The following is a 26,681-nucleotide window of genomic DNA, read 5'->3' on the forward strand; positions in this document are numbered from 1 at the left end:
AGCTTGACTCTTAGGCTAACTAAGCAACAGCTGAACTGTCTTGAAAGTGAGGTTAACAAAGCCTATCCTGTCGAAGCGTGTGCCCTCCTATTTGGAATGCTCGTGCAGGAAGAAGCTACAGTCAAAAGGGTCATTGCCACCAATAACGTTCTTCAATCGACCACGCGTTTCGAAATCGACACCAAGGATTTCTATGAAGCGTTCACAAAAGCTGATAAAGACGGCTTAGTCTTTCTTGGTTTCTTTCATTCTCACCCAGCGAGCGCTGTTCCATCAAGGGTCGACTTGCATTTCATGCGACTGTGGGGCGATGCAATCTGGCTTATCTTCTCTACAACTGAGAACAGGTTTGCAGCTTTTCATATGAGGAATAACAAGGTTCACACTTTGAGATTGAGAGTTGAAGGGAAAAATTAAGGAACAACTATTCGGTAATTGATATCTCTAAGGTGTTTCACACATGCCTGAGAAAATCGAAGTCGACATAGAAGACATCAGGAAATCCAACTTGAAAAACATCCCTAACAGCTGCAGAGGCTGCGTGTACTGGGAATTTCCAGATGATTTTGAAAAGAACAAAAGCGCTCCGCAGAAAAAAGGCGGTCTGGAGACCAAGAAGCGCGAGTGGTTCGAGAAGAGCTTGGAGGAATTTGGCACCTCCGGCAAAATAGTGTATTACAACGGCGAACCTATAGCTTATGCCCAGTATGCTCCTTCAACCCGACTGCCTAACACTAATGCATACGAGTCGAAACCTGTTGGCAAACCAGAGGAAGGTGTAGTCTTCCTATCATGCTTGTATGTGACTGATGAAACGATGCGTGACAAAGGAATAGGCAAATTATTGCTTCAGAACATCGTCGAAGACTTGCGGAGGAGGGGATTCAAAGCCATCGAGACCTTTGCTCGAAGAAATCAGGCGCAAAATCCTTCTGGGCCTATGGCGTTCTACGTGAAAAACGGGTTTCACATCAAAGACAAAACAAATCCAGAGTTTCCTTTGATGCGGCTTTTCCTTTGACAGGATTAAGTTAGGCGTATGTCAGGGCGGACATCCCTCACCTCGAGAGGAGAGAGGAGATTAAAACCATCGCGATCAGTCATTTGTCTTGGTTGCCATGGCATACGTCATGATAAGAATGACATACGTCATGCTTATATAGGTTTCTGAGCATTACAACTGTCTTATCCGGAGAATCATTATGCTAACACCTTGCGAAGTAGCGGTGAAATCAGTGATTCCCGCAATCCGCGCTTACATCGCCAAAGAGCTGACCCAGACATACAAGATGAAGCAAACCGATGTGGCGCTTCTTCTTGGTATAACACAAACAGCCGTGAGCAAGTACATCAGCAATGTGCGCGGGCAAGCCATCAGAATTGATCACTCAGCAGAAATCCAAAGCATGATGAATGACATGTCCGCAAGGATAGCACACAAAGAAACCTATGGCACACAGCTCATACTCAAGTTTTGCGCGATTTGCGAGTCAGTAAGGCAAAAGGGACTGATGTGCGAGTTGTGTGAACGCACCAATTCTTTGATCGAGAGTGGCTCATGCCGCATCTGCATGGAATAAAAGCCCAAAGCTTCTGAGTTGTCCTTGAATTCTCAGGTTATTATGGCAACCCAAAAAGGAAAACAGTGAACACGAATCCAATAACTGAAACTATGCTCGCTTTTACCCAGCTGATTTCGCGCAGGCTCTTTACTGCTACTGTGCCTAATAGTACAAGCCATGCGAAAGCGATTAAAGTGAAATAGTTTCCGAATTGATAAATGAGTTGAGGCTCCCAGTTCTGTGTTATGAGGATTAAGGCGGCATCTCTTTCGACTTGTTCCACTGGGGGCCACGAAGTGGTTTGGAAGGCTATCGAAGGAAGCCCTAGGTACATCACTGCTCTTACAGTGTAGAGGACTAGGAAAACTGAGAGCAAGTATCCAAGAACCACAAATGAACTGCGCAATGATGCATCTCTGCCTCCGAAAGCTCTGCCGAACAAAGCCAAGCCCACCGCAAGTACAAGCCAGTACATTGCAATGTAGAGGATTGTTGTCGAGAAGGTGCCTGTAAACCAGACAGCGAAGCCATCCGTTGCCAAGAAACTTGTGGGTTGCCCGCTAATCGTCAGTATGATCCTTGTTGCGCTTGCATATTGTGCAGCAGCTGTAATCAACAAGATCAGCGCGGCAAGGGTTATCAATCCTTTAGCAGTGGGTTTTTGAGCCAACTGGCTAAATGCTCTCAAAGGCATGATCAAAACTCGGAAAGGCAAAACTAAGTCCTTCACAGTTGAGCCTTCAGGAACTTGGCTTACTGCTGGAGGTTCTGGCGTTGGGTTCTCGCTCAACTTATTCAGTGTGCTCCATTTGAAATGGGTTGTAGAGTATGTTTACATTCCTAGTTTAAGTCTTCGGTATGTTTCGTAGTCCACATACTCGACGTTTTTGTTCTCTGCCTGATGTCGAATCGTGAACTTCTGTCGACTTCTTTTGCCGAGAATCTGATTCGTGACCATCAACGAGTATGCATCGCTTCCTGCTCCCGAGCCATAGCTCACAATAACGATTCTGTCATTTGGCTTGGCAATGTCCAACACCGCTGCCAACCCGATTGGTGATGAGGCTGAATAAGTGTTGCCGAACCTGGAAACCTGCAAACCAGGCATGAACTGTTCCTCCTTGAAGCCTAATTGCGACGCCACTTTGACTGGAAAAGCCACATTGGGCTGGTGTGAAACAAAATATGTGATGTCCTTCGGCTGCAATCTCATTTTGTCCATGAGTTTCTCAGCGGCTTTAGTGACATGTTTGAAGTAGGCAGGTTCACCTGTGAATCTTCCACCATGCCGTGGATAACATTCTTGGTCTCGTCTCCAGAAGTCCGGCGTATCCGAGGTGCAGGAGCACCAGTCCTCCATCTCGGCTATAACATCGCTCATGCCAAATATGAATGCGGATGCGCCGTATCCAACAAAGAAGTCCAACTCGCCACCGACCTCGTTTCTTGGCGCGGCTTGGGAATTGTCTGTACCCACCACTATTGTGTAGTGCCCACGTGCTGTAGGATAATACACCAGCGCTGCAGCGTCCTTAAACATACATGTTGCTGCTTTGCATGCGAATTCAGTGTCCACTGCATCAACTGTTTGCACGCCTATCTCTTTGTCTTCTTCGCCGAGTTTGAGAACTTGCGCCACCTTGGAAGCTATTGGCTTGACAGCGTATGGGTTGGATTCTGAGCCAACATAGACTTTCGCTACCATCAACGGGTCTATTCCTGAGTGGATAAGTGCCATTTTGCCTGCTTCAACAGCTGCCGTAATCGAGTCTTCGTCAATGAATGGTACGCTTCGCTCTATGGCGCCCTCTTTGATTCTGAACTTCGATGTATATACTCCGTAGCCAACTATGCCTGGTTTTTCATAGTCTTTCTCCAGCTTTACAATGTTGTGTTCTTGGAATGGATAGTACTCGTCTGCAAGAGTGAAAGTCAACGCAATTGTTGGAATGACCTCGCTTTGCTCGACGGCGTAACGTCTTCTAAACCGTGGAACAACTTCTCTGCCTTCGAACGCAGTAAAATCCATTTCTTGATCTTGAACGAGTCTATCGGTTAACCGACCTGGCACACGAACTCGTCCATTGTCGAAAGACACGATGCCGTAGAGGTAGGGTCCAAGCTTAGTGAACTTGTTTGTGGGCTCTTTAATCAGCGTACAGACTTCAAGTTCGCCTTTGTCGTAGAAGAAGTCGACATCCTGCATTTTTCCGAAGCTTTTCCTTCCACATGTGCCGCAATAGTCGCGAGGACGGAAGTATTCCTTGCCGCATATTCCACATTTGCTTCCACGAAGGCGGTCTCCAATGTATGAAACTCGCCTCTCGATTGGCTCACTGCTCATTCGATTAATCACCCCTCCTCAAAATGTGAATGTAAGCTTTTGTGCCAAAGCCTTCCAGCTCCGACGCACATCCATATTTCAGTTCGGTGTCAGTTTTCACTTGCCGGTTGCCTGCTTCGCCCTTGAGTTGCTGTACGATCTCATAAATTTGCGCTCCGCCAGTGGCACCAAGCGGATTACCGTCAGCTTTCAATCCACCATCTGTGTTTACATAAAGCTCTTGTCCATTGAGTCGGTAGAAGCGTTGCGATTCTCGGAGGCTCTGGGCAATGTCTTGCCAACCCATGCCGTGTTTGGAGAAGCCCAGGTCTTCAAGCGACACCATCTCGAGAAAAGTAGACTGGTCGTAGAGCTCGGCGATTTGAAGATCACTTAGCGGGATTCCTGCCATTTTGAGAGCGTTTTTCATAGCTATTGAGCTGGCTGCAAAACCTGTTCTATCATCTCGAGCAGGATACGTGACAAAATCCGTCGCTGAGGCTGAAGCTGCAACACAAATCGGCTTGTCCGACAGTTGCTTGGCTTTCTCCAAGCTGCCTAGGATTATGGCAGTGGCTCCATCTGATACAGGTGCGAAATCGAACAGTCCTAACGGGCGTTGCGCTTTCTTTCGCTCTTTGAGTACTGTTTCCACGCTGATTTCACGTTGATATTGTGCATATTCGTTCTGAGTCGCGTTTTTGTGGTTCTTAACTGCGATCTGGGCAAGAGCCATGTTGAATGTTTCGAGTTCACCTGCTGAAAGATGGTAGTGTTTAACGTATTCCCGTAGCATGAGTTCATGGTTAGCTTCGGGCGTGCATCCGGCGTAGTAGCTCCATGGATCTTCCAGAAGCATAAGGTCGTCTCGGATTTTGTCCCATCGGTCTGTCATCTTTTCGACGCCCCCGACTAGGACTAGGTTGTATCTTCCAGCTTGAATGGCTGTGCAAGCATTGAGTAAGGCTGAACTGAATGAACGTGTTTTCTCCATAGGCATATGGAGCTCAGTGAGCTCAGATAAGAAGCCCTCTTCGATCCCGATTTTATTGGTTATTGGAAGAAAATAATCAGCCAAGTATCCGGCGTCTAGATTCTTTCGTTCTAAGCCGGCGGAAACAGAGGCTTTGAGCCATGCTTCTTCAATGAGTTTCTCAGGCTCGCGCTCGTAGTGTTCACCGAACTTGGTTCTGCCAACACCAATGATGGCTGGACAAGAATGTGTCATGAAAAAACCCCGTTTTCGTCTTTCTCTAGACTTTCTTTTACCTTCCCATGGAGAGTCTATTAAAGCTTATGCGTTTCTCGGCAAACCATGTCAAGGCATAGGTCTTGTGCACAGTGAAACTACTTAGAAATGCCTGGGGTCCTTCCTTACCGCCTAATACTGTATAGAAGTTATTAACTTCCGGGCGCACAGTAGTAACAACTTCTGATCCAGGAGAAGAAGACGTAATGTATATTATTTCCTTCTTTTGAACTGGTTTTCCACCGACGCCTTGAAAATATAAGTGGGAGCGCTACTGCTATAGGCTCGTTTGATGAGGCAGACAAGGTTGATTCGAGCTGTCTTCTTTGACCTCGGCGACACATTAATCGTTGAGGAGACGGTCGAAGGCAGACACTTGTGGGAAGCAACCCTGCAGAAACTTCCGTACCTAGACGAGGTTTTGACAGAGCTGAAAAGGCAAGGCTTCAAGCTGGGCATCATAACGAACACAGTTACGTCGCGAGAAGAACATGTCCGAACCGCGCTGCGGAAAATAGACGTTGAAAAATACTTCAATCTGATCATAACGTCAGTTGATGTGGGACATGAAAAACCTGATGAACGAATATTTGTCACTGCCTTGAGAGCATTGAAGGTCAAGCCTCATGAAGCCGTTATGGTGGGCAACCGCATAAGCGCCGACATTGTGGGGGGCAACAGAATTGGCATGAAAACCATACTTCTTAAGTGGAATAAACGCTACCCCGAAAAAATAGCGTCCCCACAAGAGCAGCCAACCCGAACAATCAAGTCACTCGACGAATTGCCTCAAGTGCTTCAGGAAATCTGAACTGGCGAAAAAGTATGCTGAGTAAGACCAGTCTAATCGCAAATGCGTTGTTTAACCAAAGCTCAGCTCCTAAGAGAACTTAGCAAACTAATCATGCATCAAAACGCCGACACCAATAGGTCTGGAAGAGCACAGGAGCTGAATATCAAACTGCGCGTTCTATGAGAAGGATATAAAAAAAAGACAGTGAGAGCGTGGTTGAGGATTTTCTAGAATTATGCTGGCAAAGCTAAGACGGTTAAAGTTCTGTCGGAGACACTTACCGAAGTTCCAGTCCAAGATCTCCATTGCATTTTGACTGTGTAGAAACCGGCTGTGACTTCGGGCAAGTAGAAGATGTAGGAAAAAGAACCATTGTTGTCAAACGTTACCCTTGTCAAAACCACAAGTGCCCCAGTAGCACTTGGATAGGCTAGGGTTGAATTAACCAAAGCTTGCACGATGAGATACTCTCCAGCTGTGGTTGTCCAAGCTTCGCTGCTGAACATGATTAACACATGACTCGTCCTACTCAAAGTAATATCGACAGATGTGTCCGGCATGTCTGCAAACGATGTTGATGTTGTCGAATCAGAACCAGTGCTGTACGTGGAATTGAATGGAATTGCCCCCGCAGCAAGTTTCATGTTAGTAACAGCGAAATCAGCTATCTTAACTGTGGTCACGGCACCGTTGGCTATCTTGACCTCGCTGATTGAACCATTAGCCAAGTCTGCCGTTACTAGAGTCCCGTCAAGTATCTTGGCTGAAGTCACTGCACCGTCAGCCAATTTGATTGTCACAATTGCGTTATTTGCAATGTCGTTTGCAGTTACATTTCCATCTGCTATTTTCGCTGTTGTGACGGAGCTGTTTGCCAGCTTGACGGTTATTATAGCGCTGTCTGCAAGTTTGGCTGTTGTGACCGAGCCGTTCGCTATCTTGCCAGTTATGATAGCTCCATCTTGGATTTTCAGGCTTATTAAAGAGCCGTCGGCTATGTCTGTGGCGGTTATAGTTCCGTCTAGAATTTTTGCTGACGTTACAGTACCGTCATCCAGTTTAGTGGTTATTATTGCTCCGTCCGATATTTTTTCTGAAGCAATTGCATCGTCACTTATGTTACTTGTGCCCAGCGGTGGAAAGATGCTGGGCGAAACATAAACTAACGCTAATGTCGTAATCAACGATAGAATCCACGTTAAGACGATTATTGGAACTGTCTTTTTGGAAATCATTCCTTCACTCATTCACTCTTCACCTCCTACCGACTCACGGCTACGTGATTAAGACGGTTCATTTAAAACGCTAATGCATATGGTACAATATCTCTTCTAGATATGTGGCAAGGTTAGAAACGACGGAGAAGGGCTACGCCCACTTTTTGAAAAAGAAGCGAACGGTAAGTTTTGTACTTCTAGCCAAAGAGCGCGCCTAAGCCTTCGATTGCTGCCTCTTCTTTCTTCTTTTCTTCTTCCTCTTTCTTTTTCTTGTCCTCTGCTGAGGCTGCTGGTTTGGCTTCCGCTCCCTGTGCTAGTGCAGTTGTGGCTGGTCCGGCAATCGGTGCGAAGGTTGCTGCTTGCTTCAGGGCTTCTTCTATGTTGACTTCGGCTAGCGAAGCGATCAAGGCTTTGATTCTCACTGGATCCGCTGTTAAGCCCGCTGCTGCTAGTACTTGGGTTAAGCTGCCTTCATCGATTTGCTTGCCTGCCTTATGCAGTAGGATGGCAGCGTGGACGTATTCCATACTCATTTGTTTTTCACCTCTCCCTCAATTACAGCTTCTTGCTTTTCAACCTTTCTGAGTTGACGGCTCTGATGATGGTTTCTCTTCTGCCTTGGGCAGTTTGGCGTTCAAAGCCGATGCCTCTGCGTGAGCCTTTCTTAACAGGTCGCCGATGGTTTCCTTTGTGAGTACACCCGCGTTTATGGCCAAGTTGAAGGCTCTTCGATGGGCTGTCTGCAGTAACAGTGACATGGTTTCGAGTGTGGGATAAGCCGCGTTCAAGGATAGATTCAACGCGCGTGATGCGGCTTCGATGAGGCTTTTTCTGAATCCGTCGACATCTATGTGCAACTGCTCATCAGTTATTATGAATCCGTCTTCGTAAACCGCCTTCAGGTTGAGCCCGACCTCAACGGGTTTGATGCCCAATTTTGAAAGCACGCCGGCCAAGCGAGCGTCGATTAGGTCGCCTTTCTTAGCCACCATGGTGTCTTTATTTATCCACACGCTGCCCGCCTCGATACGTGTAGGCAAGCCAACTGCACCTAGCTGACTTATCACAGGACCAGGCGGTTGGCCTGTGTTGCCCGCTGGAACAAGCACATCTATGGCGGCTACGTCTCCAGCCTTCGCTGTGGTCCTAACTCTGCCTTTCTCTAGGAGAAGTGACAGTTTGAAAGGATTGAGGTTGGTGAACAGAAAAATATTGGAACCACTTAGCATCGGCTCGAGCTTTTCCAATCCAGGCTTGCTTTTTGATTCGGCGACTGCTCGCCTCATCAACGTGTTCTTGATCACGCGAACGTGGGCCATGTCTTGTAGTTTCTTTTTCATTTCCTGTAATTGCGCTGCTCGCACTTTTTGCAGGTTGGCTATTCCCAAAGCCTTGTACTCTGTTAGCAGTTTTCTGATTTCCTCGACCTGAGCGGCCTTCTGCACTACAATTTGCTTGGACATGGCCTCTTCCGCCTAGATCTTCAGTCGGACAGGTGGACCCATGGCTGTTTTCACGACAATTGACCTGATGTTTCTTAGTCCACGTTTCAATTTGCCTTCAAGCCGTCTGATCACGGCTTCAATGTTCTGCGCAATATGCTCGTCTGGCATATCTTCTGTGCCAATGCGACACTGTAGAACTGGTTGACTGCGCAGACGAACCTGCACAATCTTGCGTTGTTTTTCAATTGCGCCAACTATATCGACATTGGGCGGCACAGGGGTCGGCATACGTCCCTTAGGGCCTAAAACCGCGCCTAAGACTCGACCAACCGTGGGCATTAAGGGCGCTTCGGAGATGAAATACTCGTATTCATTGACCAAGGTTTTTTGCCTTTTTTTGTCGCCAACCAGTGCTTCTAGATCAGCTCGTTCTATGACGAGGTCGGCGCCAGCTCTTTTCGCTTTCAGGGCCAATTCGCCTGAGGCTATGACACACACTTTGCTTTGCTTGCCAACTGGATATGGCAGTTCAACGGATTCCTGAATCTTGCTCTCAGGCTTCTTCATATCGATGTCCCGCAGGTTAATGATCAATTCTACTGACTGTGTAAACTTCCTTTTCTCAGTCTTGCTCTTGGCTTCTCTGACCGATTCAAGAATCGACTTGCTGTCCAATGACATCGTCGAAAGCCTCGTGCCTTCAAACCGTATGGAACCCAGTCATAAAAATCTTGCTATGTCAACTAGAAGCGCTAGGCTTCTTTTGCAAGCATGGAGTCGTATTTTCCGTCGTCGATTTCTCCTTGAACTTCCTTGGGATCCTTGCCTTCGACCGTTACGCCCATGCTGACGCAGGTGCCCAAAACTTCCTTTGCCGCTTTCTTCACGTTAGGCGCTAGGAGCTCAATACGTTTCATTTTTGCGATTTTCACGACTTGTTCCATGCTTAAGTTGCCTATTTTCTGGGCTTTTGGCGATCCTGAGCCCTTCTCAACTTTCAACTCGCTTACGATTAATGCTGATGCAGTGGGTGTGCCAACGGTTACTTCGAACTCTTTGGTCTCAGGGTCAACGATGACTTTGACCGGCACTTTCATGCCGGCATAATCTTTGGTGACCTCGTTGATTCTGTTCACTATAGCGAGAACATTGACGCCTAATGGTCCTAACGCAGGTCCAAGCGGTGGTCCAGCGGTTGCCTGTCCACCTGCGACCAGAGCCTCTACAACTTTCTTGGTTTCGCTCAATGCTGCGTCACTTCTCCTTCTTTCTTTGCTCTCTCAACCAACCGCACATAGTCAGCGTGAACTGTAATTGGCAAGGTGAACGTTGCCTCAAGCAATTCAAGAGTCACTTCTTCCTTAGTCTTGTCTATCCGGGTGATTTTGGCTCGCATGCCCTTGAACGGACCACCAACAATCTCTACAACATCGTCTGTGCCTAACTCCTCAATAATAGGCTTGCTCACTATGTAGCGTTCCACCTCAGAGAATGTTATCAAACCGGGCACTCTTGACCGCACATGTTTAACGCCTGCAATGACTTGCTCCACAAAGTGCGGACCTTGGGCTTCAACAAAAACGTAGCCCTTCATCATTTCCGGCACAAGCACCGCCTTAATCGGCAGTTTGGTGGTCTCCACCCTTGAGGCAATCATGTCTGCAACGTTTTTCTCCTGTCCAGCCGTTGTACGAACGGCAAAGACTGATGTAGGCGCTTTCTGCGTTTCCCCAGCCATTATGCGTGAACCCTCTAGTAATTGCTCCACACCTGAAGCGTTGCCGAAAGAAACTTGATGATGAAGCCCACAACGCCTATTACAGCAATGCCCAAAATACAGATTTTTATCGACAGCCACAGCTCATCCCTGCCTGGCTTCTTGGCCAGTTTCATCATTTTTGCGGCCGAACTGAAGAAGGATCTGAGACCCAACGTTGCTCAACCGTCAAACAACAAATAGAATCTAATATTAAAGCCTTCTCAACCACAGATCTCAGAGAACTAGATTGTAGAATCAAGAAAAGTGTTAACTCTCTCATCCACCAATCACTGCAGCTTCATGAATCAAGGTGTCAGTGTCACCAAGCGATGTCAAACACAAACACCGGCGTAAAAGTCCAGCCTCGACCTGATCATTCAAGCTTTAATACTAAACCAGAATCACTGATTTACTCGCTTGAGAAGCGTGCCCCATTGATGAAATATTCATTCATGGCCGATGCCTACAAAAAAATCGAATCAACAACAAAACGGTTGGAGATGACCGATTACCTCGTTGATTTTCTCATGAAAACGCCACCAAACATAATCGACAAAGTGGCCTACCTAACACAGGGCAAACTGTACCCAGACTTCGTCGGCATCGAAATAGGCGTAGCGGAAAAACTCGCTATACGTGCCATAGCGAAAGCCACAGGCATCGGCGAAACCACAATCGAACTAGACGTGAAAAAAACCGGTGACCTCGGCGCCACAGCCCAAACATTCCTAGAAAAAAGAAAACAACAAACCTTCTTCACTCAACAGTTGACAGTCGAAAAAGTCTACGACACCCTAGACAAAATGGCGCGAGCAACAGGCCCAGGCTCAATGGACATGAAGATCAACCTGCTCGCAGCCTTACTTACTGACGCCACACCAAAGGAAGCAAAATACCTTATCCGCACTGTCACAGGCGAACTCCGCCTAGGCATAGCCGACATGACGGTCTTAGACGCTTTAGCGATAGCATATGGAGGCGGAAAAGATGCTCGAGCCGAAATAGAACGCGCCTACAACATTAGCAGCGATTTGGGCAGAGTAGCCAAAACAGTGGCTGAAAAAGGAATAGAAGGAATAACAAACTTCACAGTTAGCATAGGCGAGCCCATACGACCCATGCTCGCCGAACGACTAGGCGACCCCGATGAAATCCTAGCCAAACTAGGTGGAAAATGCATAGCCGAATACAAGTACGACGGCGAACGTGTTCAAGCACACAAAAACGACACCTTGATTATTCTATTCTCACGGCGGCTAGAGAACATAACTGAGCAGTATCCGGACGCCGTTGAACTGATTAGCAAACACGTTAAAGCAAAACAAGCCATAATCGAAGCCGAAATCGTAGCCATCGACCCAGACACAGGCGAGATGAGACCCTTTCAAGAACTAATGCACCGGCGTCGCAAATACGGCATACAACAGGTCATGCAAGAATACCCAATCTCACTACACATCTTCGACACGTTATACGTTGACGGAAAAGACCTGACACAAGAACCCTACCCACGCCGACACAAAGTGCTACAAAAAATAATTGAGAAAAGCGACCGCGTCCGACCCGCCGAATACCTAATCACCAACAATGCTGGCGAACTCGAGAAATTCTTCGAGGAAGCCATCCAAAACGGCTGCGAAGGCGTAATATGCAAGTCACTGACCCAAGACTCCGTATACCAAGCTGGCGCTAGAGGCTGGCTCTGGATAAAATACAAACGCGACTACAAAAGCGAAATGACAGACGCCGTCGATCTAGTCGTAGTCGGCGCCTTCCATGGAAGAGGCAAACGAGGCGGAACCTACGGCGCCCTGCTCCTAGCCGCCTACGACCCAGAAGAAGACGAATTCGAAACCGTAACCAAATGCGGCACAGGATTCACAGATGAAGACTTGTCCAACCTGCCAAAAATGCTGGAGAAACACAGGCTGCCACACAAAAGCCCAAGAGTCAACTCCGCACTTGAAGCCGACGTTTGGTTTGAACCTAAAGCCGTCATTGAAGTCATTGGCGCCGAGATTACGCTCAGCCCTATTCATACTGCGGCTATGGACAAGATAAGAAAAGCAAGCGGTCTGGCAATTCGGTTTCCACGGTTCACAGGAAGCTACCGGCTAGACAAATCGGCTGAGGATGCCACTACAACCGATGAGATCGTTAAGATGTACCAGAGTCAGCTAAAGAAAGTTACAGAGCAACCTTCGGAACCCAGCGTCTAACGAGCTACTGAGCCCTTCAACTCTTTCAACCGTTTAGAAACAAGAAAGTAAAGACGGTCTCGAAGGGCGTTTCCAACGACTTTCTGAACTCTCAAGTTCCTTATTTCTTCAGCGAGTCTGCTGTCGCCCAAGGTCTGAGCAATCCATTTTTCAAAATCTTCGCGAAAGAGATGAAACTCCAAGGACTTGATATCCATATCCTTGATCTTCTGAAGAAACTCGTCCAAAGAAGCCGCGCTTTGACCGGTGTAGTTGCCGATGGAAGTGAAGAAGTAAAAGGCTTCCTCCCGCATCACGCTCCTTAACACTCGAGAAGATGAAGCCATCACGTACAAACCCTTCTAGGTTTCTGAACGAAAAAATATTGCCCGTTCTTTTCTTATAAGCTATTCCTTCGATTTTGGCAACTTCCGTTCGAAACTGATACTGAACCGCTCTTCCTTGAACTTCTTGGTGACGATCGCAGTTCTGATTCTCAGCACGCCTGGAAGAGGAGCAATGGACCGAGCTATAAATGAATGTAATTCAGCTTGATCCTTTGCAGCAACTTTGGCGATGATCACAAGTTCCTCAGAAAACGAAGTTGCTACTTCAAGCACTTGATCAAACCTAGTCATTTTCTTGGCAATATTCTCAGTTTCCTTTGGATCAGAGGTGATGATCATATGGGCCATTATCAGTGGTATGCCAATTCTCTCGGTGTCAACCATAGCCTCGTACTTCGTTATGAAGCCGCCTTGCTTCATCTTCTGAATCCGGTCGTAAACAGTTGAGTGCGCCACACTGAGTTTGCTGCCAATCTCGCTATAAGTCTGCTTCGCATTTCCCTGCAAAAGCCTAAGAATCTGCCTATCCAAGTCGTCTATGGCAAAGTCTTGACCTTTTGACTTCATTAGGACAAGCCCTGACGTTATCTCCTGATTGGATTGAACCGCGATTTATCCTTTGTTGTCGGAAAAATGTTGAGATTTGATGACTTCTCCGTAAAATCTCCAAATCTAAGCCTGTCGGAAATTCTCCGTAAGAGGCTCCTTTCTTCTGCATTTTTTCAAAAATCGATCACTGTACCGAATGAATTGCGCCCAAAGTGTCGAATAGGCTTAAATTTTTCGAATAGAAGTTTGTTCTAGAACAATTGTTTCAAAGGTGAAGTCATTGGGAGTTCCTCGGCTCTGGGATCTGATCCGATCCTTCAAGCAAGAATGTGAGTCGCAGGGCTGGAAGACTTCACAAAATGAGGATTGGATTCATTCGGACAACCAATATCACAATTTCCTCTGGACACGAACCATTCATCCATCCACGTTCAGGAGAATAGCAAAGACATCCAAATGCGCCATGCGAGAAGGCATCGATTATCACGTGGTCGATATTGCGTACACGGCTTGGCTATTCTCCGAGTCACCACCAGAGGAATTGTGGAAAATGATCACCGAGGATCGGAACTTGGCTGAGAAGGTTGCGGTTTACGATTTGAGCCGCTTGCACTCGGGTGAACCAGTTTGCTTAAGGTTGAATTCAACAAAAAGCAAGGTTTTCAACGAATTTGAGAGCTTCTTACAGAGAAAGCTCGGCGCCAAGTTCAAAACGCCCAAAGACATCGTGACAGCTCAAATCTGAAAATCCGTCCGACCGACAAACCTATGCCCTTTCACATAATGTCAACCTTATCATCAAGACTTCGTTTTATCACAGCGTTAGTCTATGGTCTGACCTAACGCAGATAAGCAACACATTCACTAAAGAGAATCTGGTGACCAGCGTTGACCGTGGGAGCAAAAGACTCAGACGAAGACAAAATGCGGAAAATGGCTGAACTGCGAACCACGCTAGAGAAACGAGCCAGTGAGCTACAAGCTGAACTGGAGCAGCTCAAGACACTTATGGACTTCGTCAATTTGACGCTGATTGAAAGAGGGTTCAAGAAACCAGAGATCAGACCCATCGCTCCAGCTCCTGTTGCCGGAGAACCAGTTTCACCAAGCGCACCTGCGCCGAAACCAATCACAACTACTCCGCCCCTCGGAGAGCAAACACCAGCAATACCAATCAAAACAGTCGCAGGCGATCTACTTGCAGAATTGTACACAGACGACGAGAACATGCGCGTAGTTCTTGCAAAGGACAAGCAGTTCACCGCTGACACTCCGCCTTTCACCGCCTTCCTAGTCCAGCGTGTACTAGCAAAGATGCAGGAAAAAGACCGCGAGGCCGCAAGCGTTGGCGAAATGCCACCGGAGAAAATTCTTTCCTACGAAATAACCAAAGATGGTGACATAATCCGCGAGATTAACATAGCAAACATTGGCCCAGACAGATCCAGGGAACTCAAATCATCAATACGCTGGACTTTGGAGAAGATGCATGAAAAAATGAAGGCAGCACCGTAAGAGTGACCTAGCCCCGCAAACACGCGGTTGGAACAGCTTTCTTCGCAGCTCGAAGAAAAGACTCCATCTGAGCTGTGGAGAACGGTCGTAACGCTTGAAACCTTGGGTCTAGAGTTTCGACATCGGATTTGAAGTTTTGCAGCATGTATTTCCTACAACCCTTTATAGTTTGGCAGATTCTATCCACACTTTCGGTTTCAACCAGCGTTGGAACTAGGGTCGTTCGAAACTCGTAGTCAACATTGCCTGCAAGCAAAAACTCGATCGTTTCCGTGATTTTTTCAAGGAATGAAGCTGCCTTAACACCTGCGGCCAAAGAGTAGTCTTTTTCGGTTAGGGGAGACTTCACATCTAGCGCGACATAGTTGATGAGTTGGCGATCAACCAAGTCACGTAACATAAATGGATTAGTGCCATTGGTATCCACTTTGACGCAGTAGCCCATCGCTTTCAATCTGTTGCAGAGACTGGGCAGCTCCTCGTGTCGGGTTGGTTCCCCTCCTGTTATGACAACTCCGTCAATCCACTTTTTGTTTGCCTGAATATGCTTCTCAACCCGTTCCAGAGCTATTGTTGACATTGTCTGAGGCTGCAGGACCAACCTCTTGTTATAGCAGAAAGGACATCGGAAGTTGCACTCTGGCAGAAATATGACTGACGATACTTTACCATCCCAGTCCGAAAGACTGACATCGATAAAGCCTTTAATTTCCATTGAAGCTCGCGCCAACTGTATCTCTAGCCCACGACCTTTATCTGTTGCGCGTCTTCGCTGCTTTACGCTTAGTCTTAGAATGCAGCAAAGAAACCTCGGATGCAGTCTTTTGCAGACTGAATGAATGTGTGTCTGATTTGCTTATTCGCATCAAGTTTTTCCAAACGTTCAACTCGAAAATAGATTGGGGGATGTGGATCCCATGAAATCCAGTCCGAAATCCGACCGCCTGGGGAACGTTCAAACTGCAGCCTACGAAACCCAATCTTCCTCAATGCCGCCGCCAAGACTTTTGGGTTGCCGATTTTCGTTGAAGAGTCAAGGTCGGCACGAGCTTCAAAGAACTTGGCAAAAAAATAGATAAAACCCAGAATGAGTATCAAATATAGAAAACCGAAGTCTTGGATGTAAGGCCAGAGGAAAAAAATTCTCAAGAGGTATTCGCCGCCTACAAGTCCGAACAATATGAAGGGATCGCGTGCATTGAGGTGGCTGAGTTCATGACCCAACACACCCAAGATTTCATCTTCCTCCAGTTGAACAAGCAAACCTGTTGTTAGAAGTATTACGCCACGTTTTGGACTTGGACCTGCTGCTGCAGCATTTGGAATCATTGTGTTGGAGAGGGCTATCTTTGGAATGGGCAAGTTGAATTTCTGGGTTGTTTTCCGAACAAGCTCAAAGACATTGATTGTTTTAGTTGACATGTTTTCCGAGGAACATGATAGCCCCGATTCTGACATAATGTCTCGTGCTGTTGCGCAGTCTATCGGTTTGCCCACCGCTATGGTTTGGTCGTAGATCCTTTTTTTCATGGCAAGAAGCTGCTCACGACTGTATTTCTGCATGAAAGCTTCTCTATCTTGAGTTGGTAGATGATATTGCAGAAGGTGAACCGTAGGATTTTGAACCGAAATCGGCCAATCGCTTAGAGTACCCACGAGTCTATCAGAAAAAATCACCGTAACAAACTGAGAAGCCACGATGAAAATTGCTGTCGCGTAAATTCCGATCACAAAAACCAAGAAGATGCTTACGGCAAAGAACATCACATATAAGATGAGGATGTTGCCGAAGAGTATTCTCTCAAGTACTCTTGCACGTCTAAAGGGCGACTTCTCAGGCACAACTTCGCGACCTTGCACCCACGCAAAATAGAGCGTTGAACGCCGTACTTGTTCTTCGAAATATTGCAGAACAATGATAAGGTCATCCTTCAGGCGATCCAAAGCTGATTGTGGGACACCTGCAGTACTCGGTCTCATGAAGACTTTAACAGGGACACCTGTCTTCATCTTGACATTAATGCTCCACTTGTTTTCAGAATCCAAAAAAGTGAAATCTAGAACAGGCTCTCCGTCTTCAATGCTTCTCCTAACGTCGGAAAAAAGTTCTAGACGAGGCTGGATGTAGTTCTGATACGTGTATTTCAGAATCTCCTCGTAGTACGATGGCGTTACCTCAGTCTCAATGTCAAATGACACAGCTTCTGACTCAGTCATTGCACGCGCCTTCAACTTGAAATAGAGTTTGCTCTTGCCTTTAAAATTGTAGATGGCTTACGCAGGGTTCCAGTCCTAGAGCGGTTCAGAAGCCGCCCGTTCCGGTCTAGTTTAATCCAGACTCTGAGAGGCTCTTCTTGGTCTGCAACCGCTGATCAGCTAGCCATTGTTGGTAAGAGTTTATTTTCATAAGGCTTTTATATGAAGATGGTTTGGTGATTAGTTAGCTTTGAAATGTTGGCGGTGCATTTATGGAACCTAGCAAAAAGCCCTTGAACGTTCTAACGAAGAACTTAAACACTTATGTGGTTATCACGCTGAAAAACGGTATTGAGTACCATGGTACAATGGTGCGGTGCGACGGTTACATGAACCTGTTGTTAGATGGTGCTTCAGAACACGTAAACGACACGTTAGTCGCAAGTTATGGTAACGTTCTGGTTAGGGGAAACAACATACTTTACATAGCTATAGATGTGCCGCACAAGTGAAGACAAAGGCAGCAAGGTTTTAACTGCGTTTAATTCTGTCATAAAAAAAGAGGAGACCCTGCCCTAAGGGACTTCGATTCTCAAAAATAGAAGAAGACGAGCCGGCTGCCTTAATATAAGCTTGGTGGCAGTGGCCTGTTAGTGATTGCGTTTGCTCCTGCCCTTGCTTCCTCGATTATTGGTAGCACGGATCTTAGTTCTCTGAAGTATTTGAGCACTGTTGAACCGCGTTCGGTTATGGCGTAGACTATGCGTTTCTTGCCCACGGTTTTTTCTTCAACTAGATTGTTGGCGATTAAGAAGTCTAAGTATTCTTTCAAGACGCTGCAGTTGACGTTGGCTTTGTACATTATGTGTGTAAGTTTCAGTGGACCGTGTCGTGCCAAAACCTTGAGTATATCAATGTACATTTCGAGTTTGGATCTTCGCACGATTTTTTTCCACCTTTCCATCTTGTTTTGGTTTTCGCATATAAATGATTTATGGATTCAAAATACGTTTTGTGCGGGTGTACCGCCCAGTTTTCGCCTCTATTTTGATGAATAGGCTTATTCTGTTGAGGAAAGCTGTGACGATGTCGTCTGCTAGCACGGACTGCATGTCTTGGCTTAGGCTCTTCATTTCATCCTTGAAGACTTTTCTCATCTTGGTTTGCAATTGCTGTCTTCGTGTTTGAGTTAAAGCCATTGCTTGCATGAGGCGAATCTCCTATTGCGCTTGACTGCATGCTTTGACGGTTTCTGTTTAAGTAAATTATGAATTTAGAATTCACGTTCATGTTTACGTTAGGGGTGGAGAGTCTATTAGTATGTGTGCTGAAAAAATTTTTGAGGTTGGGTTGAGTGGTTTCTGTTTGTGGTTTGGGTGCTGTTTGCCGTTGGATTGACGTTTCAGCGTCTGTTGGCTGGTGTTTTGTGGTGTGGTTCTGCATGGTTTGTGGTGCGGTTCAACATAGTTATGCGTGATTATGGCATGTAGCCGAGTTCTGCGGGAAGAGAAATTTCAAAAGAAGAAGGAAACAATCGCTTAGCGCCTTCTTCTACCAGAATGTTCCGTTAAGACAGAGAGTTGCGCTTGTTCTGTTTTGTGTTTTGACTGCGTGTTGCTTCGCTTTGACTGGTGTGTCAGGCTCTGATTGGCTTGTAAGGCTTCCAGTCGTCGCCTCATATCATTCGTCAATAATTGCAGGCGTAGCCTACGTAATGCGTTTGTTACGGGTTTAGTATTCGTAGAATCCTTTTCTAGTTTTAATTCCCAGGTGTCCATTCTTCACTTTTTCAACTAGGATTGGGCAGGGCTTGAATTTTTCTCCAAACGCTTCGTACAGATGCTCCAGCACTGCTAATGCCACATCCAACCCGACAAAGTCAGCAAGTCGGAAAGGGCCAGCTGGAAAATTCATGCCCAGAGTCACAGCCTTATCCACGTCTTCCATGGTAGTCTTCTTCTCCTCAAACACCAGCTGCACTGCCTCATTTAGCATGGGCAGAACCAGACGATTAACAATGAACCCAGGCGAGTCCATGACAGTCACTGTTTCTTTGCCCAATCCACGTATGAAACCGTCAGCGGCTAATCTAGTTTCCTCGCTAGTTTGTTCAGCTATGACAACTTCAACCAGTTTCATAGCGTAGGGTGGGTTAAAGAAGTGCAGACCAATGACTTTGTCTGGACGCTCTGTGGTCTTTGCCATTTCAGTTATGCTTAACGCGGAAGTGTTAGAGGCTAAAACAGTGTGCGCAGGGCAGTTTTCATCAAGCTTCTTGAAAACCTCTTTCTTAACGTTCATGTCTTCATTGACTGCTTCGATGACAATGTCGACGTCTCGGGCGGCATCTGCCATATTTGTTGTGCCTTTGACTTTGCTCATTACCGCTTCAGCTTCTTTGGGCATGAGTTTTCCACGGCTCACTCCGTCCACTATCATCTGTCGAATTCGGGTTACGCCTCGTCTCAATAGTTCTTCGTTTACTTCGGTTATCGCTACTTCGCAGCCTTTCATCGCACAGATGTACGCTATGCCTGACCCCATTGCGCCGGCGCCGATGACGGCCACTTTCTTAATTTCCAAGTTTCTTGGTCCTCCAATAGTCAGAGATGCCAGAGAGATGAAGCCTAGTTTCCCTTTTTATGCTTAAAACATTATTACTCGATTCTTTGATTGGGATTTCGGCAAATTTAAATGCCTAGCGTCTGTAACTTCACACGGGATTGAGGGGCATGAATTCACATATCGAAGACTTGATGGGCAAAACCATTAAGCATGCGCTGACGAATGGAGCAGACTTCGCTGAAGCCAAAGGCGAAGACACGACAACGCGAAACATTGAAGCTGTGAACAAAGAGACGCGGACAGTGTCGCAAGTCCGCAACATAGGCATTGGGATCAGAGCCTTCTGTGGAAAAGCAAACGGGTTCTCATTCTCAAACATGTTGAACGAAGAAAATGTTTTTCATGCAGCTGAAACAGCCGTGAAAATCGCCAACGCTTCCTCCAAGAAGACGCTTATGAAAATGAAACTCGCAGAAGTTAAAGCAGTCCAAGAAAAACGGTCAACAAACGTGGCTAAGCATCCAAAGGATGTTTCGCTTGACGAGAAGAAGGACCTGTGCTTTCGGCAATGTCAAACCGCTATGGAAGCAGGTAAGCAGATAGCCAACGTTCGAAGTCTTTTCGGAGAATATTATGGTACCATATTCTATGCAAACAGCGAAGGAACAAGCGTTGCATACGAGCCCCTTCTAGTAGGCTTGACGGTCTCATGTGTGGCTAAGAAAGGCGAGCTTATAGTTGACGCTCGAGACGCTCACGGAGGAACAGCCGGGTTGACGGCATTCGAGGAAGAAAAGCACACACCAGAAAAAATGGCTGAAAACGCTGCAAAGTGGGCGCTTGAGAAACTGAAGGCGAAGCCGGCGCCCGCGGGAAAATTCGACGCAGTGATTGATCAATCACTTGCCGGAGTGCTTGCTCACGAATCTTTTGGACACTTGTCGGAGGCAGATTTCGTGGTTGTGGGCGGTTCACCGCTAACAGGAAGAATCGGTCAAAAACTGGGAACAGACATCGTGTCAATTGTTGATGAAGGTCTTCCACAAAATGGAGGTTACAGTGTGCATTTTGACGACGAAGGAGTCCCGTGCTCACGCGTCGAGATTCTAAAGAACGGAGTATTAACCCATTTTCTCCAGAACAGGCTCACCGCGAGAGTTTTGAAAATGGAGCCCACGGGAAACGCTCGAAGCCAAGATTACTCCTTTGAACCAATTGTTAGGATGAGAAACACCTATTTTGCTTCAGGCGACCGCAAACCCGAGGAAGCCTTAAGCGAGCTGAAACAGGGAATTTACGCGATTGACACTGCAGGCGGACAAGTTCAGGAAACTGGCACGTTTCTATTCAAAGCGATAAGAGGCTACTGGGTAGAAAACGGAGAGAAAAAGTATCCGCTACGAGATGTGGCGTTAACAGGGAACATTCTTGAGCTCCTTAAGAATGTGGAAGCTGTCTGTAACGATCTTGAACTGCACAGCACTCCTTTTGGAGGTTGCGGAAAGATCGAACAGCGCGCATTCGTGGGCACAGGTGGACCGCATATGCGGATAAAGAACGTTCAGTTTGGAGGTGCACGGTGAGATGGAAGAGCAACTGAAGTCAGTTGGAAACAAAGCAATGAATCACGCTCAGAAACTTGGCGCCCTCGAAGCCGAAATCTTCCTTTACATTGAGAATCACACATCTGTGAAGTTCGTCGGAGGCATTTTCGCTTCGAGAAGCAAAGCCATCAAGGGCTTAAAGGGCACTTTTGCACGGATTGCTGAGCCATGGATCAAGAAGAAAGGCATTCCAATAGTCAGTAGTGGAACCAAAGCGGGCGTGGGCGTAAGAGCCGTAATAAATAAGGCGATCGGATTCTCCAGCGTGTCAAGCCTTGAGGAAACCAAAGTGCTGGAGGCAGTGGAAGAAGCCGTTAAAATAGCCAAAATCCGACCGCCTGACCCTAATTGGATTTCGCTGCCTGACCCGAAAACACCAAACGAGAAAGGAGGAATCTTCGACAACAAGATCGCGGACTTGAGCGCTGACCGAATTCTGGAAATGAGCGCTAACTGCTGCACGGCGGCTGGTGACTATGATAAAAGAATCATGCAGGCAATGTCGATGATTACAGCTGACTCGTTAACGTGGGGCATAGTCAACACGAAAGGCATTGAAGTGTTTGACAAGGGAACAGCGTTCTCAGCTTACGTTGGAACAAAGGCGAAGTCCAAAGGCGAAGAAGTGTCTAGCGGCGACTTTCTTATCTCAAGAACTCTAACTGAGAATGTGACACCAATTGCTGTTAGCGCTTCAAAGAGAACCGTTGAATGTTTTGGCAAAAGAACACTGCCAGAGAAGCATGTGGGTCCGGTTGTTTTTGAAAATGAAAGTTGGGCTCAGCTCTTCGCTGTGATATTCACCGCCGGTATTTCAGGCTACAATGTACAGGAAAACCGCTCAGTGCTCAAAGATAAACTGAGCCAAAAGGTTGCAGAAGAGAAGGTGTCAATTCTTGATGATGGAACACTGCCCGAAGGCATTGGAACAGCCAAAATGGACGACGAAGGCGTTCCCAGACAAAAGACTCCAATAATCGAGAAAGGCGTGTTAACTAGCTTTCTGTATGATAACTACTCTGCAAGGCGGGAGTCTCGAGAAAGCACAGGCAATTCAAGCAGGCGTAGAGACCCCGTGGCTGCTTACTCAAACCAGCCTATGATCAGGCCTTCGAACATGATACTAGAGCCTGGAGCACGCAGCCTAGAAGCATTGATAGGTGAAGTCAAGAATGGAGTGCTGGTGAAAGGTTCGTTGATTGGCGCGGGACACTCAAACGTTGTTACTGGCGATTTCTCAGTGACCGCGGACAACGCCTTCAAGATAGAGAACGGCGCGGTTGCATATCCGCTCAAGGCATGCAGTGTGGCGGGAAACCTTTACCAAGCCTTGAATTCTATAGTGGCTATAGGAAATGATTCAAGAACCTTTGGATCTGTGATCAATCCCTCAGTTGCCATAGAGAAAATAGTTGCATCTACCTAGACTTCATTGATATTTATCCACAGTTCGACGGGATTTGAGCGATACGCTGTTCCTCCATCTCTAATGGGTAAAGGTTTTTTTGTCGTGACGCTTAAGCACATGCTTCTCAAAAGTGTTTAACCACCGGTGACATAGTGCTCCACGCTTTCAAGACTGATTTAGGCGCGCTGTTGAAATATTCGCAGTTATTTCCGCTCTGCTTCGCGGTGTTTGTGAGCATGCTAGGCTTCGGATTAGTGATGCCTCTTTTGCCCTTATACGCGAGGGATTTTGGAGCAACGGGGTTGCAGTTGGGCATGTTAACTGCGTCTTTTGCATTGACCAGGGCAGTGGCTACTTTGCCTGGAGGATGGGTTGCCGATAAAGCTGGCAGGAAAAAACCGATAGTATTTGGATTGCTCATGTACTCCGTTGTAATGGCGTTGTACGGCTTTTCTCAAGACGTTAACCAACTAATTCTGCTGAGGGCTATTCAAGGCTTGGCTTCCGGGGTGGTCTGGCCCGTTATTAGCACCATGGTTGTTGACATTGTGCAGCCGAATGACAGAGCCAAGGCGCTGGGACTTTACGAAACCATGTGGTTTCTCGGCATGATAGTGGGTCCAGCATTAGGAGGCATATTGGCAGGCTTATTCTCAATTAGCGTGCCGTTCTTCGTGTGCGGCGGCTTAGCCTTCATGACAACAATCCTCATGGTTTTCACAGTTCGCGAAACCATCCCAACAATAAACGATAATCATGACGCGTTTCATGCACGAAAGAATGCTTCAACAGTGTTAACTTCCAGCACCAATGTGCGAGGGAGACTTCAGGGAATAAGGCAGTTGACACCTTATCCTCGCATCTTCTGTGGCCTTTGCGTTGCACGGTTCATAATCGCTTTTTCCAATTCGCTTATTCAGCCTGTGCTATCCGTGTACGCTAATGAAGTGTTGGGCATTTCAGAAATCGGTGTTGGAATGCTCTTCACAGTTATGAGCATCGTGACTTTGCTGGCGACCTTGCCCATGGGAGTGATTGCGGATAACACGGGAAGAAAGCCGATGCTTATGATGGGAAAAGTCTTCGATGGGGCTTCCGCGTTTCTCGTCATATTTTCGGGGAGCTTCTGGCCTTTGCTTTTGGTCATGATGTTAAGAGGTTTCGGACGTGGAGCAACAAGCCCGCCGATAACCGCAATGTTCTCAACTGTTGTGCCTTCGTCGATGAGGGCAAAAGGCATGGGGGTCTTTAACAGTTTTCAGAATCTCGGTCTAGTTGTAGGTTCCTTCATTGCAGGCTTTCTCTATGAATTCTACTCTCCGGTAACTCCTTTCATCGCTTGCGGCGTTATCAGTTTCATCGGTGTGGCTCTAGTGTGGCTCATGGTATCTGAACCCAAGCCACACCAGAATTGCTGAGCTCTTGCGATTTTCTAGACTTCAAGCATTACTGTGGTTACAAGCCTTCCTAAAGCGAAGCCTTCATGTCCAGCGCCGACCAGAACGAGTTCCCATGCTTTCATGGCGTCGCCGATGCGTTTTCTGCCTGTGAAAACCTCTGAAAGAGTTTTCGATGAGCTTTTGAAGGTCAGATCGGGCGCGGGATATTCTCCGTCTAAGACCTTCATTTTTCCATTCTGGACGACCAAATAGAATTTTTCAGCGTCTGTCTCGAACTGAATGACTTTGCCGTGGTAATGGTCTACCCAGTCTTTCATGATTCTCTGTCCATCATTGCTTCTGTTGGCCTTCATGGCGACGGCGTCAAAGAGCTTTTTTGCCGCCATGCTCATGTTGCTTCCACTCCTTCAACCCAGGCTTTGATCGCTTCTAAGGCTGCTTTGTCCACATTGATGTGTGATATGTTTCCGAATTTTCTCCTGATTGCTTGCAGGAAGCGATTGTAGAAGTCTTGTTCCATTATGAGGTTGACTCTTCCTTTTCTGTTGTCCACTAGCGCTTGGGAAACGTATTTTGTGAACTTGAAGGATTCGTGTTCGATGTCTTCGAGTTTTAGGTCGGGGAAGCCAAGCCATTCGCCAGACGGTTGCTTTCGGTACTTTGGCGCTGCGCTCACCTTTATTTCACCTCTGTCATCTTAACGAGTTCTTCGCCTGTGGCTTTAGCTAATCCTGTGAGGAAAGGCCACTGAACAACAAAGTATAGACCGTTTCCTTCACGCCACCTGCCCGTGTAAACTCGTCCGCCAGTTACAGTGGCAAACTGGGACAGTATGATTTCGCATGCCCGTTCAACAGGTAAGTTGCAGTCTTTGGCTATCTCCCGCATTTTTTCTTTAGCTTCAGATGTTAACTCTATGTTCATTTCTTTTCCTGCTCCTTGCTGAAGGCTAAGCGGCGATACGGGTTGCCCCAACGTTCATTGTACATGACGCCTTCCATTGGAAAACGCGACGGTCCTAACATGCGTTTCTCCTTTGGCACGCCTATACAGAGGACCCCTATAGGCTCCCAAGTTCTGGGCACTCCGAGTTTGTCGCATAGCAGTTCTTTGTGTCTGTAATCGGATATGGCGAGCGCCATCCAGCCGCAGCCGTAGCCTAAAGAGTGCGCCGTTAGCCACATTTGAAGCATACCCATGGCTACGACAACTGAGCCGAACAGCTCCATTGCATATGGCAGATGAGCATCGTGGAAGAATTCTGAGCCAAAGCCGATGACCACCGTGTCGGAGTATTTTGGATACGCGAAAAGGCTACCGTCTCTTATGTTTGCGAATTCAGTTGGTCTTGCGTGATCGGGTAAATACCAGAGTCTTCCCGCTGTCAACTCGTAGGGTTGGGCGCCGAAGACTTCACGCGCCGTTTCCATTGAAACTTCAGCGATCAAGTTCTTCATTTCTTGGTCTTCTCGAATGACGACGTAACGCCACATCTGCAGGTTTTCTGGCGAAGGCGCATAGCGTGCTGCATCCAGAATCATTTCAATGTGTTCGTCTGGGATGCGTTGACCAGTAAATTCTCTTACACTTCTCCTAGTTTTGATGGCTTCCAACAACTCCATGAACGAGTTCCACCCCGAACCGTAGCTTTATTCAGATTTACGCTTATAGAATTGTTGTCGTCTTCTGTCAGAAACTGGTTTAGCGCGGAGTCAATAGAAACCGTAGAAGTATCCAGATCAAGTCGCCAAGTAGAAGGGCAATTATAAGACCCGCCGTGATGAAAATCAGCAAAGGCAGACCGGGCGTGACCCAGATGTGGTTCCGAATCTTACCTTCACGTCCAGCCGACAATATCCTAGCCACGATTGCTTCTCGAGTCTCGTCTTTGGGAAATGTTAGCAGCATTCGTTTGTTTTCGCCGTTTTTTTCGGCTGTTATGTCCTCTAAGGGGTAAATGTGGGGATTTCTTTCCAGTTGAGTTGGTTCGACTTTGTAGCCCGTTAGCAGGGCTGTTAGCTTGCGCCATAGTGATTCGTTTTCCAATCCTGCAAAAAGCTTGGCGTTGTTTCTAAGCCTCCACAACGAGTTACGGACGAGAGCGTAGACCGCGGTGAACGCAGCCAGCAACACGGCATTGCTGAAAACCGTAAACGGAAAGACAGGAAGGAACAATCTAACGCTAGGCATCAGGTAAATGGGGGATGGCAACGCCAAGGCTAGGCACATCAATGCTTTGGCGTCTGCCCCACCGAAGGCACCAGCGTAAAACAGCGCTACGGACATCGCAGAGGTTATGACAAATGAGAGGGCGTAACTGAACAGCAACCGCTGGGAGTAGAACACGAACTGAATAATCGTTAGCAGAAAAGCTAGGGGTGCGAACAGTATCCAGACTTTGTTGCTTACTTCTCGTTGTTTCCAGTCGCTCCAAGAGGCGTATAGCAAGAATGACAGACTTAGGATAACTCGTGCGGCCTCTAGGATTTCATTCAAACGTGATGCACACTCAACAGTGGCTCACGCAAGATTATGAGAACTTGGCATTTAA

The 26,681-nt window shown here is 47.0% G+C and carries 33 protein-coding genes; 11 read left to right on the forward strand and 22 right to left on the reverse strand.

Features of this window, described 5'->3' with window-relative positions:
• The first annotated feature begins 3 nt into the window (after nucleotides 1-3).
• The 3 genes from VJ249_11915 to VJ249_11925 all read left to right on the forward strand — a co-directional run bounded on the left by VJ249_11915 (nucleotide 4) and on the right by VJ249_11925 (nucleotide 1,580).
• On the forward strand, nucleotides 4-417 hold the full coding sequence (locus VJ249_11915) for a M67 family metallopeptidase (protein HKZ95264.1): 414 nt from the start codon (nucleotides 4-6) through the stop codon (nucleotides 415-417).
• Nucleotides 418-460: 43 nt separating this feature from the next.
• Nucleotides 461-1,021 (forward strand): GNAT family N-acetyltransferase, encoded by a 561-nt coding sequence (locus VJ249_11920; GenBank protein HKZ95265.1) that lies wholly within the window; start codon nucleotides 461-463, stop codon nucleotides 1,019-1,021.
• A gap of 181 nt (nucleotides 1,022-1,202) precedes the next feature.
• Entirely contained in the window at nucleotides 1,203-1,580 is a 378-nt protein-coding gene (locus VJ249_11925; protein HKZ95266.1) for a hypothetical protein, read from the forward strand.
• 40 nt (nucleotides 1,581-1,620) lie between these two features.
• Here VJ249_11925 and VJ249_11930 read toward each other — a convergent pair whose 3' ends face one another.
• Genes VJ249_11930 through VJ249_11940 form a run of 3 tightly spaced genes read right to left on the reverse strand, consistent with a single transcriptional unit; the run spans nucleotide 1,621 to nucleotide 5,113 of the window.
• Entirely contained in the window at nucleotides 1,621-2,352 is a 732-nt protein-coding gene (locus VJ249_11930) for a YIP1 family protein (GenBank protein HKZ95267.1), read from the reverse strand.
• A 42-nt stretch (nucleotides 2,353-2,394) separates the two neighbouring features.
• On the reverse strand, nucleotides 2,395-3,906 hold the full coding sequence (locus VJ249_11935; GenBank protein HKZ95268.1) for a hydroxymethylglutaryl-CoA synthase: 1,512 nt from the start codon (nucleotides 3,904-3,906) through the stop codon (nucleotides 2,395-2,397).
• Nucleotides 3,907-3,910: 4 nt separating this feature from the next.
• Nucleotides 3,911-5,113, reverse strand: a complete 1,203-nt coding sequence (locus VJ249_11940) for a hypothetical protein (GenBank protein HKZ95269.1) — start codon at nucleotides 5,111-5,113, stop codon at nucleotides 3,911-3,913.
• A gap of 313 nt (nucleotides 5,114-5,426) precedes the next feature.
• On the opposite strand from VJ249_11940, the gene VJ249_11945 reads away from it, so the two are divergent.
• On the forward strand, nucleotides 5,427-5,945 hold the full coding sequence (locus VJ249_11945; GenBank protein ID HKZ95270.1) for an HAD-IIIA family hydrolase: 519 nt from the start codon (nucleotides 5,427-5,429) through the stop codon (nucleotides 5,943-5,945).
• A gap of 215 nt (nucleotides 5,946-6,160) precedes the next feature.
• On the opposite strand, the gene VJ249_11950 is transcribed toward VJ249_11945, so the two are convergent.
• The 7 genes from VJ249_11950 to VJ249_11980 all read right to left on the reverse strand — a co-directional run bounded on the left by VJ249_11950 (nucleotide 6,161) and on the right by VJ249_11980 (nucleotide 10,521).
• On the reverse strand, nucleotides 6,161-7,174 hold the full coding sequence (locus VJ249_11950; GenBank protein HKZ95271.1) for a hypothetical protein: 1,014 nt from the start codon (nucleotides 7,172-7,174) through the stop codon (nucleotides 6,161-6,163).
• Nucleotides 7,175-7,341: 167 nt separating this feature from the next.
• Nucleotides 7,342-7,677: a 50S ribosomal protein P1 gene (gene rpl12p / locus VJ249_11955; GenBank protein HKZ95272.1), complete on the reverse strand. Its 336-nt coding sequence runs from the start codon at nucleotides 7,675-7,677 to the stop codon at nucleotides 7,342-7,344.
• 39 nt (nucleotides 7,678-7,716) lie between these two features.
• Nucleotides 7,717-8,607: a 50S ribosomal protein L10 gene (locus VJ249_11960; GenBank protein HKZ95273.1), complete on the reverse strand. Its 891-nt coding sequence runs from the start codon at nucleotides 8,605-8,607 to the stop codon at nucleotides 7,717-7,719.
• 12 nt (nucleotides 8,608-8,619) lie between these two features.
• Nucleotides 8,620-9,270 (reverse strand): 50S ribosomal protein L1, encoded by a 651-nt coding sequence (locus VJ249_11965; protein ID HKZ95274.1) that lies wholly within the window; start codon nucleotides 9,268-9,270, stop codon nucleotides 8,620-8,622.
• Between the two features lie 71 nt (nucleotides 9,271-9,341).
• Nucleotides 9,342-9,836, reverse strand: coding sequence for a 50S ribosomal protein L11 (locus VJ249_11970; protein HKZ95275.1), 495 nt, complete (start codon nucleotides 9,834-9,836; stop codon nucleotides 9,342-9,344).
• Nucleotides 9,833-10,327: a transcription elongation factor Spt5 gene (locus VJ249_11975; GenBank protein ID HKZ95276.1), complete on the reverse strand. Its 495-nt coding sequence runs from the start codon at nucleotides 10,325-10,327 to the stop codon at nucleotides 9,833-9,835. Before VJ249_11975 ends, VJ249_11970 begins: the two co-directional genes overlap by 4 nt.
• 14 nt (nucleotides 10,328-10,341) lie before the next feature.
• The gene (locus VJ249_11980; GenBank protein ID HKZ95277.1) at nucleotides 10,342-10,521 is read right to left on the reverse strand and encodes a protein translocase SEC61 complex subunit gamma; all 180 of its coding nucleotides are present in this window, start codon (nucleotides 10,519-10,521) and stop codon (nucleotides 10,342-10,344) included.
• 264 nt (nucleotides 10,522-10,785) lie between these two features.
• Between VJ249_11980 and VJ249_11985 the strand changes: the two genes are divergently transcribed.
• Nucleotides 10,786-12,567 (forward strand): ATP-dependent DNA ligase, encoded by a 1,782-nt coding sequence (locus VJ249_11985; GenBank protein ID HKZ95278.1) that lies wholly within the window; start codon nucleotides 10,786-10,788, stop codon nucleotides 12,565-12,567.
• Here VJ249_11985 and VJ249_11990 read toward each other — a convergent pair.
• Nucleotides 12,564-12,893 carry a hypothetical protein gene (locus VJ249_11990; protein ID HKZ95279.1) on the reverse strand — a complete coding sequence of 110 codons (330 nt, stop codon included), beginning with the start codon at nucleotides 12,891-12,893 and terminating at the stop codon, nucleotides 12,564-12,566. The genes VJ249_11985 and VJ249_11990 overlap by 4 nt on opposite strands.
• Before the next feature lie 60 nt (nucleotides 12,894-12,953).
• On the reverse strand, nucleotides 12,954-13,460 hold the full coding sequence (locus VJ249_11995; GenBank protein HKZ95280.1) for an Lrp/AsnC family transcriptional regulator: 507 nt from the start codon (nucleotides 13,458-13,460) through the stop codon (nucleotides 12,954-12,956).
• Nucleotides 13,461-13,722: 262 nt separating this feature from the next.
• Between VJ249_11995 and VJ249_12000 the strand changes: the two genes are divergently transcribed.
• Both VJ249_12000 and VJ249_12005 read left to right on the forward strand, forming a co-directional pair.
• Complete coding sequence (locus VJ249_12000; GenBank protein ID HKZ95281.1) at nucleotides 13,723-14,187, forward strand: hypothetical protein; 465 nt, start codon at nucleotides 13,723-13,725, stop codon at nucleotides 14,185-14,187.
• Between the two features lie 143 nt (nucleotides 14,188-14,330).
• On the forward strand, nucleotides 14,331-14,957 hold the full coding sequence (locus VJ249_12005) for a hypothetical protein (protein HKZ95282.1): 627 nt from the start codon (nucleotides 14,331-14,333) through the stop codon (nucleotides 14,955-14,957).
• Between the two features lie 7 nt (nucleotides 14,958-14,964).
• Here the strand turns inward: VJ249_12005 and VJ249_12010 are convergent, their stop codons facing one another.
• Together VJ249_12010 and VJ249_12015 are read right to left on the reverse strand one after the other, a co-directional pair.
• On the reverse strand, nucleotides 14,965-15,672 hold the full coding sequence (locus tag VJ249_12010; GenBank protein HKZ95283.1) for an anaerobic ribonucleoside-triphosphate reductase activating protein: 708 nt from the start codon (nucleotides 15,670-15,672) through the stop codon (nucleotides 14,965-14,967).
• Between the two features lie 74 nt (nucleotides 15,673-15,746).
• Nucleotides 15,747-17,174 (reverse strand): M56 family metallopeptidase, encoded by a 1,428-nt coding sequence (locus VJ249_12015; GenBank protein ID HKZ95284.1) that lies wholly within the window; start codon nucleotides 17,172-17,174, stop codon nucleotides 15,747-15,749.
• Nucleotides 17,175-17,425: 251 nt separating this feature from the next.
• Here VJ249_12015 and VJ249_12020 point away from each other — a divergent pair, with 251 nt between their 5' ends.
• The gene (locus tag VJ249_12020) at nucleotides 17,426-17,665 is read left to right on the forward strand and encodes an LSM domain-containing protein (GenBank protein ID HKZ95285.1); all 240 of its coding nucleotides are present in this window, start codon (nucleotides 17,426-17,428) and stop codon (nucleotides 17,663-17,665) included.
• 110 nt (nucleotides 17,666-17,775) lie between these two features.
• Here the strand turns inward: VJ249_12020 and VJ249_12025 are convergent, their stop codons facing one another.
• The 3 genes from VJ249_12025 to VJ249_12035 form a co-directional block, all read right to left on the reverse strand.
• Nucleotides 17,776-18,096, reverse strand: coding sequence for a winged helix-turn-helix domain-containing protein (locus VJ249_12025; GenBank protein ID HKZ95286.1), 321 nt, complete (start codon nucleotides 18,094-18,096; stop codon nucleotides 17,776-17,778).
• Between the two features lie 49 nt (nucleotides 18,097-18,145).
• Nucleotides 18,146-18,361 (reverse strand): hypothetical protein, encoded by a 216-nt coding sequence (locus VJ249_12030; GenBank protein ID HKZ95287.1) that lies wholly within the window; start codon nucleotides 18,359-18,361, stop codon nucleotides 18,146-18,148.
• 523 nt (nucleotides 18,362-18,884) lie between these two features.
• Complete coding sequence (locus VJ249_12035) at nucleotides 18,885-19,736, reverse strand: 3-hydroxyacyl-CoA dehydrogenase family protein (GenBank protein ID HKZ95288.1); 852 nt, start codon at nucleotides 19,734-19,736, stop codon at nucleotides 18,885-18,887.
• Nucleotides 19,737-19,885: 149 nt separating this feature from the next.
• Between VJ249_12035 and VJ249_12040 the strand changes: the two genes are divergently transcribed.
• The 3 genes from VJ249_12040 to VJ249_12050 all read left to right on the forward strand — a co-directional run bounded on the left by VJ249_12040 (nucleotide 19,886) and on the right by VJ249_12050 (nucleotide 24,148).
• The gene (locus tag VJ249_12040) at nucleotides 19,886-21,301 is read left to right on the forward strand and encodes a TldD/PmbA family protein (protein HKZ95289.1); all 1,416 of its coding nucleotides are present in this window, start codon (nucleotides 19,886-19,888) and stop codon (nucleotides 21,299-21,301) included.
• Between the two features lies 1 nt (nucleotide 21,302).
• Entirely contained in the window at nucleotides 21,303-22,748 is a 1,446-nt protein-coding gene (locus VJ249_12045; GenBank protein ID HKZ95290.1) for a TldD/PmbA family protein, read from the forward strand.
• A 134-nt stretch (nucleotides 22,749-22,882) separates the two neighbouring features.
• On the forward strand, nucleotides 22,883-24,148 hold the full coding sequence (locus VJ249_12050) for an MFS transporter (protein HKZ95291.1): 1,266 nt from the start codon (nucleotides 22,883-22,885) through the stop codon (nucleotides 24,146-24,148).
• Between the two features lie 14 nt (nucleotides 24,149-24,162).
• Here VJ249_12050 and VJ249_12055 read toward each other — a convergent pair whose 3' ends face one another.
• The 5 genes from VJ249_12055 to VJ249_12075 form a co-directional block, all read right to left on the reverse strand.
• On the reverse strand, nucleotides 24,163-24,522 hold the full coding sequence (locus tag VJ249_12055; GenBank protein ID HKZ95292.1) for an SCP2 sterol-binding domain-containing protein: 360 nt from the start codon (nucleotides 24,520-24,522) through the stop codon (nucleotides 24,163-24,165).
• Nucleotides 24,519-24,806 (reverse strand): hypothetical protein, encoded by a 288-nt coding sequence (locus VJ249_12060; GenBank protein ID HKZ95293.1) that lies wholly within the window; start codon nucleotides 24,804-24,806, stop codon nucleotides 24,519-24,521. The genes VJ249_12055 and VJ249_12060 overlap by 4 nt, the downstream gene beginning before the upstream one ends.
• Nucleotides 24,807-24,808: 2 nt before the next feature.
• Nucleotides 24,809-25,054, reverse strand: coding sequence for a hypothetical protein (locus VJ249_12065; GenBank protein HKZ95294.1), 246 nt, complete (start codon nucleotides 25,052-25,054; stop codon nucleotides 24,809-24,811).
• Nucleotides 25,051-25,752 carry a nitroreductase family protein gene (locus tag VJ249_12070; GenBank protein ID HKZ95295.1) on the reverse strand — a complete coding sequence of 234 codons (702 nt, stop codon included), beginning with the start codon at nucleotides 25,750-25,752 and terminating at the stop codon, nucleotides 25,051-25,053. Before VJ249_12070 ends, VJ249_12065 begins: the two co-directional genes overlap by 4 nt.
• A 79-nt stretch (nucleotides 25,753-25,831) precedes the next feature.
• Nucleotides 25,832-26,626: an A24 family peptidase C-terminal domain-containing protein gene (locus VJ249_12075; GenBank protein ID HKZ95296.1), complete on the reverse strand. Its 795-nt coding sequence runs from the start codon at nucleotides 26,624-26,626 to the stop codon at nucleotides 25,832-25,834.
• Between the last annotated feature and the right edge of the window lie 55 nt (nucleotides 26,627-26,681).

The organism is Candidatus Bathyarchaeia archaeon (assembly GCA_035283685.1).
Lineage (GTDB): Archaea > Thermoproteota > Bathyarchaeia > Bathyarchaeales > Bathyarchaeaceae > DATETJ01.